This is a genomic window from Streptomyces iconiensis (assembly GCF_028657195.3).
In the GTDB taxonomy this organism is placed as follows: Bacteria; Actinomycetota; Actinomycetes; order Streptomycetales; family Streptomycetaceae; genus Streptomyces; species Streptomyces iconiensis.
Window position 1 is genome coordinate 1 of record NZ_JANCPR020000074.1, and the last position, 14,133, is coordinate 14,133.

A 14,133-nucleotide genomic window follows, 5' to 3' on the forward strand; every position below is an offset into this window, starting at 1 on the left:
CACCTCTAGCGGGGGGCTGTTGGGGGGCAGAGCCCCCCAACGCCCGGCCGGCGAGGCCAACGGGGCAAGGGGCGAAGCCCCATAAGGAACGGAAAGGACCACAACGGCCAGAGGGCCACAAGAGGAAGCAAAAACCCCACAGGCCCCAGGCCCCAGGGCAGGGGGGACAGACCACGGGGCACAGACCACGGGGCCGGGGCACAGCCCAAAGGGGAAGGGGATCGCCACAAGGGGCACCCTTGCGCGTAACGCGATACGCGACATATCGTGTCTGCCCAGAGACACGATATGTCGTCGCCCACAACGCCAGGAGACCCCCGTGCCCGCACCAGACGACCCCACGTGGCAAATCTCCGAGCCGCGCCAGATCGACTTCGAAGACCCGGTGACCGAACTGCACGTACGCATCGTGAACGGCACCGTCAACGTCGTCGGCACCGACGAGCCCCACACCCGTGTGGAGATCGGCGAGGTGCACGGCCCCCCGCTCTCGGTACGCCGAGAAGGCGAAAGACTCGTCGTAGCGTACGAAGACCTCCCATGGAAAGGCTTCCTCAAGTGGCTTGACCGCAAGGGCTGGCGGCGTGACGTCGAAGTATCGGTCAGGGTGCCCTCGCAGGCACGCCTGTCGCTCGGCGTCGTCGGCGCCAGCGCCGTCGTCTCGGGAGTACGCGGATCCACGAAGATCCGCGGCGTCTCAGGCGCCTCCACACTCGTCGGCCTCACGGGCCCGGTGACCGCGGAGACGGTCTCGGGCAACGTCGAGACGCAGCGCCTCACCGGCTCACTCCGCTTCCACTCCGTCTCGGGCGACCTGACGTACATGGACGGCGGCGGCACCCAGATCAAGGCGGACTCGGTCAGCGGCGCGATGATCCTCGACCTGCGCCCCGGTGCCGACACCGGCGACGGCACCGGCACCGGCACCGGCGAAGGCGATGGCACCGGCACCGGCACCGGTCCGACCGACGTGAAACTCTCCAGCGTCTCGGGCGAGTTGGCCATACGGCTGCCCGAGAACCCCGAGGACGCCAACGTGACGGTGGACGCGCGCACCACCAGCGGCGCGCTCTCCAGCGCGTTCCCGGAGCTGAAGGTGACGGGCAACTGGGGTGACCAGCACGCCACCGGCGTCCTGGGCGCGGGCAGCGGCACGCTCCAGGCCAGTACGCTCTCCGGCGGACTGGCTCTGCTCCGGCGCCCGTACGCGGACCCGGAGGACGAGCCCGACTCCTTCACCGGCCCCGACGGACCGGCGGACTCCAACGGTCCGACGGCCCCCGACGGACCGACGGAGACCAACGGACCGACGGCCCCCGACGGACCGGCGAACCCCGACGGCCCCGCAGCCCCCACCCTTGAGAAGGACCTCTGACATGCCTCCCGTCTTCGCACACGGCCGCCTGCGCCTGTACCTGCTGATGCTGCTGGACGAGGCGCCCCGCCACGGTTACGAGGTCATCCGGCTGCTGGAGGAACGCTTCCAGGGGCTGTACGCGCCGTCGGCCGGGACGGTCTACCCGAGGCTGGCGAAACTGGAGGCCGAGGGGCTGGTCAGCCACACCACAGAGGGCGGCAGGAAGGTCTACGCGATCACCGACGCCGGCCGCGCCGAACTCGCGGACAGGCAGGCCGAGTTGGCGGAGCTGGAGATCGAGATCCGCGACTCGCTGGCCGCGCTGGCCGCCGACATCCGCGAGGACGTCAGCGGCTCGGCGAGCGACCTGCGCCGCGAGATGCGGGAGCAGGCACGCAGCGCGCGCAAGGGCGGAGCCGGCCGCGCCCGGGAGCACGAGGCCGACGCCACCGGCGGCTGGGACGGCTCCTGGGGCGACAAGGAGGCGTGGCGGCTGGCCAAGGAGGAGATGCGGCGCGCAAAGGACGAGTGGAAGGAACAGGCGCGCAAGGCCAAGCAGGAGGCGCAGCAGGCCCGCAGGCAGGCCAAGAAGGAGCGCGAGGCACACACGGAGGCGGTGGAGGAAGTGCAGCGGATCGCGCGTCAGGTTCAGGAACAGGTGCAGAGCCACATGCGCTCGGGCGACTGGCACGGCGCCGTACGCGAGGGCATGTCGGAACTGGCCCGCGAGATGGGCAGCCTGGGCCGTATCACCGGCCACACGACGGCCTGGCCGCCGTACACACGGCCGAACCCGGCGGACACGGAACACGAGATGCCGGCGGACACGGAACGCGAGGAGGCGGAGGCGGCGGACGAGGAGCCCGGCACCGGCCTGGGGGACGACACCGATTCCACAGGTGACCCGGCCCGCGACCTGGAGCGCCTCCTCGACCGCTTCCGCGACGACGTACGCGACGCGGCCCGCGACAACGGCGTGAGCGCGCAGCAACTGCGCGAGGTACGGCGCCACTTGTCGACCGCGGCGGCGCACATCGGCGTAGAGCTGCGCGGGATGCCCGACCGCAGGCCCGGGCCCGGGGGACACAAGCCCGAGAAGTGACATGTGGGGGTGGGGACCCGAGCGGCCCCACCCCCACATGCGGCACCGAACGGACTCAAGTCCCCCAACAGGACGCGGGCCCGGACAAGCACAAGACCCAGGCGAACAAGACCCAGGCGAACAAGACCCAGGCGTGTGCCGGGATCCGCCGCCTCACTCCCCCAACGCGCGCTGCATCAGCACCGTGTCCACCCAGCGCCCATGCTTGTGGCCGACGGCTGCGAGCCGGCCCGCCTCGGTGAAGCCGTGCCGCAGATGGAGCGCCGTGGACGCGCCGGTTCCGGTGTCCGCGATGACGGCGAGCATCCGCCTGGCCCCCGCCAGCGCACTGCGCCGCGTCAACTCGCCCAGCAGCGCACCGCCCAGGCCCCGCCCCGTGTGCTCGGGCGCGAGGTACAGGGTGTCCTCGACGGCGTACCGGTAGGCGGGCTTGGGCCGCCAGGGCGACGCGTAGGCGTAACCGGCGATCTCCCCCGCGTCCCGGCCCGTCGACTCGGCGACGACGAACGGCAGTCCGCGCTCCTCCAGCCCCTCCAGGCGCCGCTGCCAGTCCTCCACGGAAAGCGGCGCCTCGTCGAAGGTGATGACCGTCTCGGCGACGTAGTACGCGTAGATCTCCGCGACGGCCTTCAGGTCGTCAGGAACCACGGGGCGTACGAGCGCTTCAGGCTGCGGCATGAGTCCTCACGACGGGTAAACGCACAGGGGGAACACCCATGCTAGGAACTCCCTGTTTCAGGACTGTTTCGCCGCTGCGCCGCCCCCGGCGTCCCAGCCGTCCCTGGCGTCCTGGCCAGAGGCAGGCATGTCAGAGGCAGGCATGTCAGAGGCGCGCCTTGCCGTCCCGCCTGCCCCGTCAGGGGTGCCGGCCGGTGCGGCCATGTCGTTGACGGCTGCGTACCCGAAGGTCATCGCGGGGCCGATCGTCGCGCCGGGGCCGGGGTACGTCTCGCCCATCACCGCGGCGGACGCGTTCCCCGTCGCGTAGAGGCCCCCGATCGCGGAGCCGTCCTCGCGCAGCACGCGCGCGTGTGCGTCGGTGACGAGGCCGCCCTTGGTGCCGAGGTCGCCCGGCACGACGGGGACGGCGTAGTACGGGGCGTGGGCCAGTTCGGCGAGGTTGGGGTTGGGGAGGGTGGGGTCGCCGTAGTAGCGGTCGTAGGCGCTGTCGCCCCGGCCGAAGTCACGGTCCCTGCCCCGGCGCGCGAACGCGTTGAACCGCTCGACCGTGCGCGTGAGTCCCGCCTCGGGCACGCCCGTCAGTGAGGCCAGCTCAGCGACGCTGCCCGCCTTCTTCACAAAGCCGGAGCCCAGCCACGCGCGCGGGAAGGGCTGCCCCGGGAACAGGCCCATGAACAGGTAGCGGGCCCGGGAGCGTGCGTCCAGGATCAGCCAGGAGGGCGCGGTTTCGGCGCCCGTCTTCTCCCGGTGCGCGTACATCGCGTCGACGAACTCGTGGTACGGAGCCGCCTCGTTGACGTACCGTTCGCCCTCACCGTCGACCACGAGCATGCCGGGGATGCCCCGGTCGGCGACGAGGAAGAAGGGCGCCGGCGTGCCGGGTACGACGACCGAGGGAGCGCCCCACACCTTCTCCATCAGGTCGACGGCGGCGCCGAGCCGCAGGCCCTCGCGCAGTCCGTCGCCGTCGTTGCCCTCGGGGGCCGAACTCCACTCGGCACGCGTGGGCGCGGGCAGGTGTTCCTCGCGCAGCGCCTGGTCCCGCGCGAAGCTGCCCGAGGCGAGGACCACGCCGCGCCGGGCACGCAGGGTCACCTCGCGCCCGCCGCGCCACGCCCGTACGCCCGTCACGCGCCCGCCGTCGTCGGTCAGCAGCGCCGTGAACGGCGTGTCCAGCCACAGCCGTCCGCCGAGCGTGCCCAGCGTGCAGCGCAGCCGTGCGATCAGCGCCTCGCCGAGCGACAGCGGCCTGCGGCCGGTGAGCAGGGCGCCCACGGCACGCGCCCCGACCTTGAGCGCGGTGCGCTTGCCGACCCAGGTGCGCGCGACCATGTTGAGGTACCGGAAGTCGTACGAGGTGATGGTGAGCCCGTACGTGGGCAGCTCCGCACGCCGCATCAGGGCACGCTCGGCCCGGGGCAGCCGCGTGAAGTCGAAGACCTCCGGCTCGATGGAGCGCCCGCGTGCGAGGCCACCGGGGCGCTCGGGGTAGTAGTCGCTGTAGCCGTCGGTGTGCACAAAGCGCACCTCGGTACGGTCGTGGAACTCCCGCACCATGCGTGGGGCTTCGGCGAGGTACGCCTCCTTGCGCGCGGCGGGGACGCGGTCGCCGACCGTGGCGTCGAGGTAGGCGCGGCCCTTCTCATGGCTGTCGGCGAGCCCGGATTCCGCGAGGTGGAAGCTGTCGGGCACCCAGATCGCGCCGCCGGAGAGCGCGGTGGTGCCGCCGTAACGGCCGGTCTTCTCCAGCACCAGCACGGACAACCCGCGCAGCCGGGCCGTCACCGCTGCCGCGAGCCCTCCCGCACCGGAGCCGATGACGACGACGTCGTACGTGTGCGTGTGCGCGTGCCCGTCATCCGGCCTGTGCGGACCGTCCACCGGCCTGTGCGGACCGTCCACCGCATCCGAAGTACCTTCCGCGCGCTGCCTGTTCACGTCCACGTGAGCCCCTGGCCCTGCTGTCCGGCCCGCTGCCCGGCGGCGTCCTGCTGGCCGGCGGAGACCTGCTGGCCCGCGGCATCCTGCTGACCTGCGGAGTCCTGCTGGTCCGCGGCGCCGCGTCGGCCGACTGACCAGTCGTGGCCCCAGTAGCTGTCGGCGGTGATCTCCTCGGCGACGTAGTCGGACTCGTCCACGAGCATCCCCTCGCAGCCCACCTCCAGGTCCCAGCCGCCGGGGGTACGGACGTAGAAGGAGACCATCTTGTCGTTGGTGTGACGGCCGAGCGTCGAGGAGAGCGGCACTCCGTGCGCGGTGACGCGGTCCAGGGCGCGGCCGACGTCGTCGAGGGTCTCCAGTTCGACCATGAGGTGCACGAGCCCTGGGGGCTCCGCCTCCGGTACGCCCATCACCGCGAGGGTGTGATGGCGGCGGCTCGTGCTGAGGAACCGCACCATCAGCGGACCGCCTGCCTCCGGCGGCAACGGCACCGCCATCCGGCCGCGCGGCAGGAAGCCGAGCACGTCCGTGTAGAACGCGTATGCCGCGTCCGCCTCGCGCACCGGCACCACCACGTGCCCCAGGCCCAGCCCCTCGGTGACGAAGCGGGCCGCGAAGGGCGTGACCACGGGCGAGTGGTCGAGCGCAGGGCCGCAGAAGAACTCCAGCGGCGTACCGCCCGGGTCCTCGGCCGCCAGCCCCGCCTGCACCCCGCGCGCCGCGCACGCCGCTTCGTCCAGCTCCTTGACGGGGGTGCCGTGCGCCTCCAGCGCCTCCGCCACCCGGCGCAGCGCGAGGTGGTCGCGGACCTCCCAGCCGGCCGCGAGCACCCTGTCCGTTCCGCCGGGTACGAGTTCGATGCGGTAGGGCCGCTCGTCCACCCGCAGTCTGAGCGCGCCGTCGGGCGCTCCCGTGCCCTCGGCGAAGCCGATGACGTCGAAGGCGAAGGTCCGCCACGCCACGGGGTCCGACACCTGGACCCGTATGTATCCGAGGGAGTGCACATCGCTTGTCATGCGGCGACGCTATGCGCGGGCCGACGCGGGCTCTGAGTGCTCTTCCCGGTGGGTGGGAAGCGGCCCGCCGTGCCCCGCACGCAAGCTTCCGCCCAGCGTCTCGTGCGGCCTCTCGCCCAGCGTCTCCCTCAGCCTCTCGCGCAGCATCCGTTCCCGGTGCCCCGCGGGCGCCCCGAAGAGCTGGGCGCTGCCGTGCGCGCGCTTGAAGTAACGGTGCGCGGGGTGCTCCCAGGTGAAGCCGGTACCGCCGTGCAGCTGAATGGTCTCCCCCGCGATCCACGCGTACGCCTCCGAGCACACCGCCTTGGCCAGCGCCCCGTACCGCTCCGGGTCCCCGGCCGCTGCCAGCGCGGCCGAGCGCGCGGACTCCAGGCGTACGTACATGTCGGCCAGCCGGTGCTTGACCGCCTGGAACGAGCCGATCGGCCGCCCGAACTGCACGCGTACGCGCGCGTGTTCCAGCGTCAGCTCCAGGCACCGTTCCGCGCCGCCGACCTGTTCGGCCGCGAGCAGCGCACAGGCGTCGTCCCGGGTACGGGCGAGGACCCGCCCGCCCTCGCCCGCCGCACCGACGAGCCGCGCCGGCGTCCCCTCGAACGTGAGCCGTACGAGCGGGCGCGAGAGGTCCATGGGCGCGGGCAGCCCGGCGCGCGGCGCCGCCAGCGCCTCGAAGAGGGCGAGCCCGCTGTCCGTACGGGCGAGAACGAGGAGAACGGCGCCCTCCCGCCCCGCCCCACCGGAATCCGGTCCACCGGAATCCGGCCCGCCGAGACGCGGTCCGGAATCCGCCCCGTCGGAACCCGGTCCACCCGGACCCACCCCGCCTCCGGTTCCGCCGGCAGGCGTCGCCCAGGCCGCGGTGTCGAGGACGTGCTCCTTGACGCCGGTGAGGCGCCAGGCGCCGTCCGCATGCGGGTCGCCCTCCGTACGGGCGCGGAGCGTGACGCTCTCAGGTGCCCAGCTTCCCGACTCGGCCCAGGCGAGCGTGGCGGGCCTCCCCTCGGCGACACCGGGCAGCAGCCGGGCGCAGGCCGCCTCGTCGCCCGCGTGCAGCAGAGCGCGTGCGGCGAGCTGGGTGCCCAGATACGGGGACGGGGTCAGCGTGCGGCCCAACTCCCCTGCCACCACGGCCACTTCGGCAAGGGTGCAGTCGGCGCCACCGTGCCGCTCGGGCAGTGCGAGGCCGTAGGCACCGATCTCGCGTGCCAGCCGGGCCTGCGCCCTGTCCTGCCCCGTGTCCCCTCCGGCGAGCGCCTTGCGGACGAGGGCGCGCAGCGCGGTCTGTTCGGGGGTGGGGTGCAGGCGCGGGTGCCGTTCCACGGTGTTCACGGGTCCGGCTCCTTCGGCGGCGTTCATACGGCGGGTCCCTCCTCCCGGAGGGCGCTCCCACGGGAAAGGTCAGCCGCGTGGGAGAGGCCATCTGTGCGGGCGGGGGCCTCCTCCCGGGCCGTGCCCTCCTCCCGAGCGGGGTCCTGCCCCCGGGCGGGGCGCTGCTCCCGGGAGGCGTGCTGCTCCCGGAGGGTGTTCTTGAGGACCTTGCCCGCGGCGTTGCGGGGCAGGTGGGGCAGGACGGTGACGGTGCGGGGCAGCTTGTAGTTGGCGAGCCGTTCGCGCGCCCAGGACACGAGCGCGTCCTCGAAGCCGCGCGGTTCCACCCCCTCGTGCAGGACGACATAGGCGGCGCCCACCTCGCCCAGCCGCGCGTCGGGGACACCGACGACGGCCGCTTCGCGTACACCGTCGTGGCCGCACAGCGCGAGTTCGATCTCGGCCGGGTAGGCGTTGAAGCCGCCCACGATGTACATGTCCTTGAGCCGGTCGGTGACCGAGAGGAACCCGTCGGCGTCGACGCTGCCGATGTCACCGGTACGCAGCCAGCCGTCCGCGTCGACGGCAGCCGCCGTGGCCTCGGGGTCGTCGCTGTAACCCCGCATGACGTGCTTGCCGCGCAGACAGATCTCGCCGGGCTCGCCCGTGGGCGCCTCGGTCCCTTCGGGTGTGAGGACGCGCAACTGCGTTCCGGGCAGTGGCAGTCCGACCGTACGGGCCACCGTCGCCGCGTCGGCCGTGGCCGGGCAGACCGTGGCCACGCCGGTCGACTCGCTCAGCCCGTAGGCCGTGAACACGTCGGGCACGCCCAGTTCCTCGCGTATCCGCGCGACGAGTTCGACCGGTACGCCCGCGGCTCCCGTACCGGCCAGCCGCAGGGAGGTCAGATCGGTCGCGGGACGTTCGGGGTGGTGGATCAGCGTGTGGAAGACGGTCGGCGGGCCCATCAGCACCGTCACGCCCTCCCGCGCGACACGGCGCAGCGCGCGCCCGGCGTCGTACACGGCCTCCGGATACATCGTGGTACCGGTGAGCAGACAGGCCACGACGCCCGCCTTGTAGCCGAAGGTGTGGAAGAAAGGGTTCACCAGGAGGTAACGGTCCCCGGCACGCAGCCCCACGGCCTCGGACCACTCCGTGAACGCGCTGAGCGTCTGCCCGTGCGTGACCTCGACTCCCTTGGGGCGCCCTGTCGTTCCCGAGGTGTAGAGGATGTCGCACAGGTCGCCAGGCCCGAGGGTGGCGACGCGTGCGGCGTACTCCCTGTCGGTGACCTCGCCGGCGCGCTCCAGGTAGCGGGCGTAACCGTCCGGCCGCGGATCTCCCGCCCCGCCCATGGGCAGGACGACGGTCCGTTCGAGTGCGGGCAGCGGTTCGCCGGAAGCGGCAAGGGACTTCGCGTAGTCGGTGCCGAGGAAGTCCCCGACGGTGAAGAGGAAGCGGGCGCGGGAGCGGCGCAGGATGTCGGCGGCCTCGGCGGTCTTGTAGCGGGTGTTGAGCGGGACGAGAACGGCCCCCGCGCTCACGGCGCCCAGCGCGGCGGTGATCCAGTGCCGGCTGTTGGGCGCCCAGACGGCGACCCGGTCGCCCTTGCGCAGCCCGTGCGCCAGCGCCGCCTTCGCACTGCGTACGGTCCGAGCGCGCAGCGCTTCGAAGGTCCACCGTTCTCCGTCCTCGACGAGCGCCTCGCGGCCGGGGTGCACGTGCGCGGCGAAGGCGGTCAACTCGGCGAGTGTCGGGGGTGGAGCGGGTCTCGTGGTCATGGCGGAGCCTCCGAAGCACCGTGCGGGACAAGGGGGTTGACGCGGTGGCGAGGGTGGGCTTTCAATCCCGGTATTCCGATTAGGAATACTCCTAACAGGCGTCAACGTCCCCACGGAAGCGAGTGTCCCGATGAGTGCGACAACCCCCGCCGCGGCTGCCGCGACCGCCACGACCGCCACGACCGCCACGACCGCCACGACCGCCACGACCGCCACGACGGAGGATCCGGCGGCGAACCCGACGGCGAACCCCGTATCGGATGAAGGCCCGCCCGCGGGCCCCGCCGAACCTGTCGATCAGGCGCTGATGAAACGGGTCATGAGCAGCTTCTGCACCGGTGTCGCCGTCGTCACGGCGACCGGGGCCGACGGCGCACCGGTCGGCATGGCCGTGCAGTCGTTCACCTCGCTCTCCCTCGAACCGCCCCTCATCTGCTTCGCCCCCGCGCGCACCTCCACCAGTTGGCCCCGGGTCCGCGAGGCGGGCAGCTTCGCCGTGGGCATCCTGGCCGAGGACCAGACCGAACTGTCCCGCGCCTTCGCCGCGAGCGGCGGCGACAAGTTCACCGGCGTGTCCTGGCACGCCTGCCCCAACGGCGCCCCCGCGCTCGACGGCGCCCTCGCCACCATCGAGTGCGCGCTGGAGACCGAACTCCCCGGCGGGGACCACACCCTCGCCGTCGCCCGCGTCACCGGCCTCCACCACCACCGCGAAGCGGGCCCGCTGCTCTACTTCCGCCGCACGTACGGGGCCTACACCGCCGGCACGGCGCGGGCGGCCCACGCCGCGTAGGCATCGCGGGGACCCTGGCCCGGTCGGGACCAGGCCCCCTCAGGTCCCAGCGGACGCCACCAGAGCCCACTGGAACCAGCGGGCCTATCGGACCCGGGCCCGTCGGACCGGGCCCGCCCCGGACCGGTCCGGCGTATCCACCGGCACGGTCGTTCGTTGCAGTCGACGTGATCAACGACGTTCCTGACGGCACTCCCCTCATCGGCGCCGAACTCGGGCTCGGCGCGCGACCGCCGTCACCCGGGCTGTCCGACCCGCTCATTGCCGCGGCGGCCGAGCGGGTGGAGGCGCGCGTGGCGGCGCTGCCCCTGCTCAAGACGGGGTCGCCGACGGGGCCTGGCGCCAGCCCGTGGCCCGTACTGCCCGCGGTCTCGGTACTGCACCCGGAAGCGGAACCGGTGCTGCGCCACCGGGCCGTCACGGTGGTGCGGTGCCTCCAGGAGGTGGTCCGCCGCTACCCGTCGGACACCGCGCTCCAGGAACTGCTGGACGTACCGCCCGCGCTGCGCCGCTGGGCCCTTCGGCAGCCAGGACCTGAGCGGCTGACCGTCGACATGTGCCGGCTCGACCTGCTGGGGGACACGCTCGGGACCGTAGGCGTACTGGAGTTCAACGCCAGCAGCCCCGGCAGTGTCCTGCTCGGCGGGCTGCTCAACCGGTTCTGGCGCGAGTCCCGCGCGAGGGACCTGCTGGACGCCGCGGGGGCGGCCTGGTCCCCCGTCGAGGACGAGACGTGGTTCGCCTCGTGGCTGATCACCCACGGGGAGCGCCACGGCGTGCCGGAGGAGGACAGCCGCCGCGTCGGCCTCTTCGCCGCACCGTGGCAGTCACGCAGCGAGTTCGGCCTCATGGAAGAGCAACTGACCGCGCTCGGGCGCGAGTCGGTCGTCCTGGAGCCCGGAGACGTGGAGCACGCGGCCGGCCTGCGGCTCGGGTACTTCAAGTACGTACCGCGCGACCTGGACGAACCCGCACGCTGGAACACCTTCTGCTCCCGGATCGCCGAAGGCGACCTCGTCGTACCCAATGTGCCGGCCGAGCGCTGGGTGGCCGAGAACAAACTGTGCCTTGCTGCGCTGTCCGACCCGCGCTTCCGGCGGCTGTTCACCGCCGACGAGTGCGCGGCCCTCGACGCGCTGGTGCCCTTCAGCCGCAAGCTGGGCGACGGCATCACGGAGTCCGAGGCGCTCGCCGAACAGCCGGACCTGGTGCTGAAGGCCCCGTACAGCGCGTGGGGCAAGGACGTCGTCATCGGTGCCGGGACGTCGCAGGACGCATGGCGCGACGCCGTACGTGCTCCCGAGCACCGCGGCTGGCTCGTCCAGCGGCGCATCACCACGAACGGGCTGCCGACCGGCCGCGGGACGTACTTCCGCGATCTGACGGTGTCCGTACTGGACGGCCAAGTAGTCGGCTACGGCGGCAGGATGAGCACCGACCCGGTCGTCAACGTCGCACGCGAGGGCGCGACGACGACCGTACTCAGCCCGCACGATCCGCGTTCCTGACACGGTCCCGGGCGGCCCCAGCAGCGCCCCTAGGTCTCCCCGGCCTCCCCCCGGACGCCCCCGGACACCGCCAGTCCGCCCGCAGGGCCGCGACAGTTCGCGTCGCTCCCCGTCCGGCTCCCGTCCGGCCCTCGTCAGTCCTCGTCGGCCCTTCACCGGCCTCCGTCAGTCCCCGTCAGTCCGTGTCGGCACTCGGGGCCGTGAGGATGCGCGGCACCATTTCCTCGATCAGCTGGTCGATCGACCACGGCTCCAGGATTCCCGGGACCGTCAGATGGTCCACCAGGAGCCCCCACATGGCCAGATAGAGCACCACGATCCCGGCATCGTCCCCCGGCAGTCCCGCGTCCCGGTTGAAGGCGATGTTGTTCTCCAGCTCGGCGCCGAGGAACCGGGACAGCTCCTCGTTCAGCTCGGGGCGCCTCGTGCTCTCCAACCGCAGCTCCAGCATGGCCAGATGACAGCTGCGGTTGGTGCGCAGCCGCTCCACGAGCTGCCCCATGAGCGTCACCACCAGCTCCTGCGTGCGCTCGGCCTTCATCGTCTCGGCCAGCGCCGTCTCGTCGGGCATCAGCCGCTCCCGCGTACGGCGCATGACCTGGGTGAGCATGTCACCGCGGTGTGCGAAGTAGTTGGACGCCGTACCCGTGGGGACGCCCGCCTCCTTGTCGACGGCGCGCAGCGTCAGGCCGCGTGAGCCCTCGCGCGCGAGCACCTCGATGGCCGCGTCGAGCAGGGCGATGCGCCGCTGCGGGTTCTGCCTCATGTCGCTTCGTATCTCCTTCGGTCCGGTGCCGGCCTCCGCTGCCGAAAGGCCGTTGACACCACTGCAAGTGCAGCACTACATTCACACCACTGCACACAGAGTAGTTCATCTGAAGCACCCTATGGGAGGCACTTTGCGAGTACAGCTCTCCGGCCTGACCGGCATCGGCCCTTCGGCCCGCACACCGTTCCGCGACGACACCTGGCGCAGGCCCCAGAAGCCGCGCTCCGTGCCCCGCCCCCGGCCGCTGCCCAAGCCGGGCACGCGGCGCTGACCGCCTGCCCGGCGGAGCGGATCGAGCCGTACGTGGCCCCGGTGGTCGTGGCCCCGGCTGTCGCGCCCCGGTTGTCTCGTATGCACACGCCCCGTTCAGCCCGTCACCACCAGGAGGTACCCCTGTGCGCAAGCTCGTCTACTACGTCGCCGTGACACTCGACGGCTACATCGCGGGACCCCAAGGAGAGCACGACTTCTTCCCCATTCCCGAGGACCTCACCGCAGCGATCAGTGAGGAGCTGCCCGAGACCATTCCGACTCCCGCACGTGCCCACTTCGGCATACCGGATGCGCCCAACAAGCGCTTCGACACGGTGGTGATGGGCCGCGGTACCTACGGGATCGGGCTGAGCGAGGGCGTCACCAGCCCCTATGCGCACCTGCGCCAGTACGTCGTCTCCACGACGCTCACCACCGAAGAGCCCGCGGTGCGGATCGTCTCCGACGAGGACCCCGTCGCGCTGGTGCGGCGGCTCAAGGCAGAGGAGGGCGGCATGGACATCTGGCTGTGCGGCGGCGGCAAGCTCGCCGGGGCGGTGCTCGACGAGATCGACGAGCTGGTCATCAAGCGCAGCCCGCGGATCGCGGGGGCCGGAATCCCCATGTTCGACGGCGAGTTCCGACCCACCGCGTTCGCTCCCGTGAGCCCGACACGGGACTTCCCGTCCGGAATCAGCCTCACCACATACGCACGCCAGTGAGCGCACGTCCCGGGCACGGGCGGCATCGGCTGCGCGGACAGGGGGACGACATGGACGACAGGGCGAGCAGCACGGGCAGGGTCGGCACGGGCAGGGCGCGGGGTGAGGCGGGGTGACGCGCGGCCCGAGCGTCAGCCCGCTTCCTCTTCCCCACTGCCGGGGGCGCCCTCGCGGGGGCTCCCGGCGGTACCGCCCTCGGCCCTCGCGCCGGAGGCACCCTCGTGCCGTGCCAGCTCGTCGAGGTCGGCCAACATGTCCTCGGCGAGCTTGCGTTCGGCCTCGTAATAGCGCTCGGCCCAGCGCAGTACGAGCCTCGGGTACGCCCACGACGGCTCGCTCTCGGCCGCCTCGCCGTCGACCCGTGCGCGGTCGCCCATCTTCTCGGCGTACGCCTGGTGTTCGCGCAGAATGTCCTTGGCCTGGTCCGCTTCGAGCAGGTGACCGAGCCAGATGCGGAGCATCACCCCGTGCTTGAGCACCGGCGGCTCGACGGCTGCGCCGCGCGCCCACTCGCGTACGGCGGCGCGGCCCTCGTCCGTGATCGCGTAGACCCGCTTGTCGCGGTTGCCCGTCGCCTGCGGGACGCTGCGCGAGGTGACGTAGCCCGCACCCTCAAGCCGCTTCAACTCCCCGTAGATCTGGCTGAAGGACGGCGACCAGTAGAAGAAGCTCAGTGACCAGTCGGCCCACTTCTTCAGGTCGTACCCGGACAGTTCACGCTCGAAGGAGAGCAGGCCGAGTACGGCCCAGCTCGTCGGCGGCAGGGGACGGTCTCCGGTGCCCTGCACGCCCTCGCGCGCCGCCGCGCTCCCTGCCCGGCCAACGGCCTCGGGCCGCCCACCGCTCTCCGTGCTCTCATCCTTACGAACCACGCGCCGACTCTACGCGTTCGGTCCCCAC

At 72.3% G+C, this 14,133-nt stretch carries 13 protein-coding genes; 6 read left to right on the plus strand and 7 right to left on the minus strand.

Translation table 11 applies throughout. The features are described 5' to 3' along the window. Positions 1 to 319: 319 nt before the first annotated feature. Positions 320 to 1,375 carry a DUF4097 family beta strand repeat-containing protein gene (locus NMN56_RS40275; protein ID WP_274040673.1) on the plus strand — a complete coding sequence of 352 codons (1,056 nt, stop codon included), beginning with the start codon at positions 320 to 322 and terminating at the stop codon, positions 1,373 to 1,375. Between the two features lies 1 nt (position 1,376). Then, positions 1,377 to 2,459 (plus strand): PadR family transcriptional regulator, encoded by a 1,083-nt coding sequence (locus tag NMN56_RS40280; RefSeq protein ID WP_274040674.1) that lies wholly within the window; start codon positions 1,377 to 1,379, stop codon positions 2,457 to 2,459. Between the two features lie 153 nt (positions 2,460 to 2,612). On the opposite strand, the gene NMN56_RS40285 is transcribed toward NMN56_RS40280, so the two are convergent. From NMN56_RS40285 to NMN56_RS40305, 5 genes are read right to left on the minus strand one after another with little or no spacing between them, the layout of a single operon-like run. After that, positions 2,613 to 3,137 (minus strand): GNAT family N-acetyltransferase, encoded by a 525-nt coding sequence (locus tag NMN56_RS40285; RefSeq protein ID WP_274040675.1) that lies wholly within the window; start codon positions 3,135 to 3,137, stop codon positions 2,613 to 2,615. 57 nt (positions 3,138 to 3,194) lie between these two features. After that, complete coding sequence (locus NMN56_RS40290; protein WP_280842660.1) at positions 3,195 to 5,042, minus strand: FAD-dependent oxidoreductase; 1,848 nt, start codon at positions 5,040 to 5,042, stop codon at positions 3,195 to 3,197. Positions 5,043 to 5,074: 32 nt separating this feature from the next. Beyond that, a complete protein-coding gene (locus NMN56_RS40295; RefSeq protein ID WP_274040677.1) occupies positions 5,075 to 6,097 on the minus strand; it encodes a VOC family protein in 1,023 nt (340 codons plus the stop codon). Positions 6,098 to 6,106: 9 nt separating this feature from the next. Next, on the minus strand, positions 6,107 to 7,426 hold the full coding sequence (locus tag NMN56_RS40300) for an acyl-CoA dehydrogenase family protein (protein ID WP_283742560.1): 1,320 nt from the start codon (positions 7,424 to 7,426) through the stop codon (positions 6,107 to 6,109). A 23-nt stretch (positions 7,427 to 7,449) separates the two neighbouring features. Then, complete coding sequence (locus NMN56_RS40305) at positions 7,450 to 9,189, minus strand: FadD3 family acyl-CoA ligase (protein ID WP_274040679.1); 1,740 nt, start codon at positions 9,187 to 9,189, stop codon at positions 7,450 to 7,452. A 130-nt stretch (positions 9,190 to 9,319) separates the two neighbouring features. Between NMN56_RS40305 and NMN56_RS40310 the strand changes: the two genes are divergently transcribed. Further along, positions 9,320 to 9,982 carry a flavin reductase family protein gene (locus NMN56_RS40310; protein WP_274040680.1) on the plus strand — a complete coding sequence of 221 codons (663 nt, stop codon included), beginning with the start codon at positions 9,320 to 9,322 and terminating at the stop codon, positions 9,980 to 9,982. A 167-nt stretch (positions 9,983 to 10,149) separates the two neighbouring features. Then, positions 10,150 to 11,490: an ATP-grasp domain-containing protein gene (locus tag NMN56_RS40315; RefSeq protein ID WP_274040681.1), complete on the plus strand. Its 1,341-nt coding sequence runs from the start codon at positions 10,150 to 10,152 to the stop codon at positions 11,488 to 11,490. A 175-nt stretch (positions 11,491 to 11,665) separates the two neighbouring features. Here the strand turns inward: NMN56_RS40315 and NMN56_RS40320 are convergent, their stop codons facing one another. Next, a complete protein-coding gene (locus NMN56_RS40320) occupies positions 11,666 to 12,256 on the minus strand; it encodes a TetR/AcrR family transcriptional regulator (RefSeq protein WP_274040682.1) in 591 nt (196 codons plus the stop codon). Between the two features lie 121 nt (positions 12,257 to 12,377). Between NMN56_RS40320 and NMN56_RS40325 the strand changes: the two genes are divergently transcribed. Both NMN56_RS40325 and NMN56_RS40330 read left to right on the plus strand, forming a co-directional pair. After that, on the plus strand, positions 12,378 to 12,530 hold the full coding sequence (locus NMN56_RS40325; protein WP_274040683.1) for a hypothetical protein: 153 nt from the start codon (positions 12,378 to 12,380) through the stop codon (positions 12,528 to 12,530). Positions 12,531 to 12,654: 124 nt separating this feature from the next. Continuing rightward, on the plus strand, positions 12,655 to 13,233 hold the full coding sequence (locus tag NMN56_RS40330) for a dihydrofolate reductase family protein (RefSeq protein ID WP_274040684.1): 579 nt from the start codon (positions 12,655 to 12,657) through the stop codon (positions 13,231 to 13,233). A 131-nt stretch (positions 13,234 to 13,364) separates the two neighbouring features. Here NMN56_RS40330 and NMN56_RS40335 read toward each other — a convergent pair whose 3' ends face one another. After that, complete coding sequence (locus NMN56_RS40335; protein WP_430542835.1) at positions 13,365 to 14,105, minus strand: PadR family transcriptional regulator; 741 nt, start codon at positions 14,103 to 14,105, stop codon at positions 13,365 to 13,367. Positions 14,106 to 14,133 lie beyond the last annotated feature (28 nt).

Bases quoted from the DNA above. Each gene is read 5' to 3' on its own strand.
- NMN56_RS40280 (WP_274040674.1), top strand. From the start codon at position 1,377: ATGCCTCCCGTCTTCGCACACGGCCGCCTGCGCCTGTACCTGCTGATG.
- NMN56_RS40285 (WP_274040675.1), bottom strand. From the start codon at position 3,137: ATGCCGCAGCCTGAAGCGCTCGTACGCCCCGTGGTTCCTGACGACCTG.
- NMN56_RS40295 (WP_274040677.1), bottom strand. From the start codon at position 6,097: ATGACAAGCGATGTGCACTCCCTCGGATACATACGGGTCCAGGTGTCG.
- NMN56_RS40305 (WP_274040679.1), bottom strand. From the start codon at position 9,189: ATGACCACGAGACCCGCTCCACCCCCGACACTCGCCGAGTTGACCGCC.
- NMN56_RS40310 (WP_274040680.1), top strand. From the start codon at position 9,320: ATGAGTGCGACAACCCCCGCCGCGGCTGCCGCGACCGCCACGACCGCC.
- NMN56_RS40320 (WP_274040682.1), bottom strand. From the start codon at position 12,256: ATGAGGCAGAACCCGCAGCGGCGCATCGCCCTGCTCGACGCGGCCATC.
- NMN56_RS40325 (WP_274040683.1), top strand. From the start codon at position 12,378: ATGGGAGGCACTTTGCGAGTACAGCTCTCCGGCCTGACCGGCATCGGC.